The sequence below is a fragment of the Bradyrhizobium sp. WYCCWR15520 genome, assembly GCF_056174665.1.
Window position 1 is genome coordinate 1 of the sequence record NZ_JBWBWM010000123.1, and the last position, 2861, is coordinate 2861.

Annotated in this window: 3 protein-coding genes; all 3 read left to right on the plus strand. The window is 64.9% G+C overall.

What is annotated here, in order from left to right; genetic code table 11:
• Positions 1 to 174: 174 nt before the first annotated feature.
• Entirely contained in the window at positions 175 to 624 is a 450-nt protein-coding gene (gene tnpA, locus AC0QUY_RS42345; protein WP_161855525.1) for an IS66-like element accessory protein TnpA, read from the plus strand.
• Positions 621 to 968: an IS66 family insertion sequence element accessory protein TnpB gene (gene tnpB, locus AC0QUY_RS42350; protein ID WP_161855524.1), complete on the plus strand. Its 348-nt coding sequence runs from the start codon at positions 621 to 623 to the stop codon at positions 966 to 968. The genes tnpA and tnpB overlap by 4 nt, the downstream gene beginning before the upstream one ends.
• Positions 969 to 1063: 95 nt before the next feature.
• On the plus strand, positions 1064 to 2680 hold the full coding sequence (tnpC, locus tag AC0QUY_RS42355; RefSeq protein ID WP_161855523.1) for an IS66 family transposase: 1617 nt from the start codon (positions 1064 to 1066) through the stop codon (positions 2678 to 2680).
• The last annotated feature ends 181 nt before the right edge of the window (positions 2681 to 2861 follow it).

Sequence of the window (2861 nt, forward strand, 5' to 3'; positions counted from 1 at the left end):
GGCTATCTCGCCCGCGCCAACGATCCGCCACCAGGGAATCTGATCATGTGGCGCGGATTATCGCGATTCATCGATATCGCAACGGGAGCAAAACTCTGACTCAAAAATGTGGGTAATCGTAAGCCGGCGAAGGCCGCCTTGCCTGGAATGATGTGACGGTGAAGACATAGGCGTATGACTGAGCATACGCCTATTGCGAAGACCTCGCGGCTTGACGTTATCTCGACGGGAGCCCGGCGCCATTGGACATTGGAAGAGAAGCACCGGATCGTGGCGGAGAGCTATAGCGGGCCACGGCTTGTGTCGGTGACGGCGCGGCGAAACGGGCTGTCCGCGAGCCAATTGTTCACGTGGCGCCGGCTGGCTCGGGAAGGCCGGCTTGTCGAGGCGGATGAGATCACAGTGTTTGCACCGGCGATTATCCGAGGCGAATCCCTGGCGGGCAGTCAGACGTCGGTGCCGGAACATGTCGTGCCTGCGGAGAACGTGCCGTCTCCGTCCTGTCTGACTACGGCATCAGGCCGGATCGAGATCGTGCTGATGCACGGGCCTCGCGTGATCGTCGACACTGGTGTCGACGCGGCGGCGCTTCGCCGGGTTCTCGATGTGTTGGAGCGCCCATGATCCCACTTCCGCAGGGGGTGCGGGTCTGGCTCGCGACCGGCCACACCGATATGAGGAAGGGGTTTGCGAGCCTGTCGTTGCTGGTGCAGGAGGTGCTGCGGCGCGATCCGCTGAGCGGTCATCTGTTCTGCTTCCGTGGACGTCGGGGCGATCTGTTGAAGGTGATCTGGCACGACGGCCAAGGCGCGTGCCTGTTCACGAAGCGGCTGGAGCGAGGCCGCTTTTTGTGGCCGAGCGTGGCGGACGGCGCGGTAACGATCTCTCCGGCGCAGCTCGGCTATCTGCTGTCGGGGATCGATTGGCGCCATCCGCAGGAAAGTTGGCGTCCGACGTCGGTGGGATGATGGATTTGGCTTGCAGGCGGTGATGGATGTGATTCCATCGCCTTGTGAAACCCGCGTCTGAATCGCTTCCGTCCGATCTTGCTGCCGCCCACGCGATGATCCTCGCGGAGCGCGCCGCGCGAGTGGAAGCGGAAGCCGTTGCGGCGGGCGCCAAAGCCGAGGCGGCCACCGCTCAGGCGGACCTCTCCAGCCATGAAGCGCTGATCGCCCATCTGAAACTCCAGATCGAGAAGCTGCGGCGCGAACTCTACGGCATCCGCTCGGAACGCACGGCGCGGCTTCTCGAACAGATGGAACTGCAACTGGAAGACCTGGAGGCCGCCGCAACCGAGGATGAACTGGCAGTGGAGAAAGCGGCGGCGCGAACGGAGACGATCAAGTCGTTCGAGCGCAGGCGACCTTCGCGCAAACCCTTTCCCGAGCATCTACCGCGTGAGCGCGTGGTGATTGCTGCGCCCGAGAATTGTCCCTGCTGCGGCTCGGCGAAGCTGTCGAAGCTCGGCGAGGACGTCACTGAGACGCTGGAGGTCGTTCCCAGGTCCTGGAAGGTGATCCAGACGGTGCGGGAGAGATTCTCCTGCCGGAGCTGCGAGACGATCGCGCAGCCACCGGCACCGTTCCATGTGACGCCGCGCGGCTTCGCAGGGCCGAACCTTCTGGCCATGATCCTGTTCGAGAAGTTCGGCCAGCACCAGCCGCTGAACCGGCAGAGCGAGCGATACGCCCGCGAGGGGATCGATCTGAGCGTATCGACACTGGCCGACCAGGTGGGGGCGTGCACGACGGTGCTGCAGCCACTCCACGCGCTGATCGAGGCCCACGTGCTGGCGGCCGAGCGACTGCACGGCGACGACACCACGATCCCGATCCTGGCGAAGGGCAAGACGGTCAAGGGGCATATCTGGACCTACGTCCGCGACGATCGTCCCTTCGGCAGTCGTGCACCGCCGGCGGCGCTGTATTATGCCTCGCGGGACCGACGGCACGAACATCCCGTCCGGCATCTTCGCGACTTCGCCGGCATTCTGCAGGCCGACGCTTATGACGGGTACAATGAGCTTTACGCGCCGTCCCGCTTGCCGGGGCCGATCACGTCGGCGCTGTGTTGGGCGCACGCAAGGCGGCAGTTCTTCGAGTTGGCTGATATTGCCGCCAATGCCCGGCGTGGCAAGAAGGCAGCCGCGATCTCGCCTGTCGCGCTGCAGGCCGTCAGGCGCATCGATATGCTGTTTGATATCGAGCGCGGCATCAATGGCCTTGTCGCTGACGAGCGGCGGCGCGTCCGCCAGGAGCAGAGCGCCCCTCTTGTGACGGCCCTGGAAGCCTGGCTGCGGGAGGAGCGTGCCCGTCTGTCGCGCTCGGCCTCCGTTGCCGAGCCGATCGACTACATGCTCAAGCGTTGGGGCCGGTTTGCGCGATTCATCGACGACGGCCGGATCTGCCTCACCAACAACGCGGCCGAACGCGCGCTGCGCGGCTTTGCCCTGGGACGCAAATCCTGGCTGTTCGCCGGCTCCGAACGCGGGGCCGACCGTGCCGCTGCCATGGCCACGCTGATCATGACGGCCAAGCTCAACGATATCGATCCGCTGGCCTGGCTTGCCGACGTACTCGGCCGCATCGCCGGCATCCCGCAGGGGCGGCTCCATGAGCTGCTGCCCTGGGAATGGAAACGCACGGCGTCAAATCCCGCCGCCGCTCAGGCAGCCTAACTATCACGTCGGGTCAAACCGGCATCGACGGGCTGCGCGATCTTCTGGCGTGGAAATGGAGTGTCGCACCCGAACGAACTGGGATGGCGGCATGAGGCGCGTCATCGTAGGCTGGCCGGCTCGACTGCGGTCTCGGCGTCCGCAGTATCGGCGTGGATAGCCTCCCGGATCAGCCGCTCCG

Bases quoted from the DNA above. Each gene is read 5' to 3' on its own strand.
- tnpC (WP_161855523.1), top strand. From the start codon at position 1,064: ATGATCCTCGCGGAGCGCGCCGCGCGAGTGGAAGCGGAAGCCGTTGCG.
- tnpA (WP_161855525.1), top strand. From the start codon at position 175: ATGACTGAGCATACGCCTATTGCGAAGACCTCGCGGCTTGACGTTATC.
- tnpB (WP_161855524.1), top strand. From the start codon at position 621: ATGATCCCACTTCCGCAGGGGGTGCGGGTCTGGCTCGCGACCGGCCAC.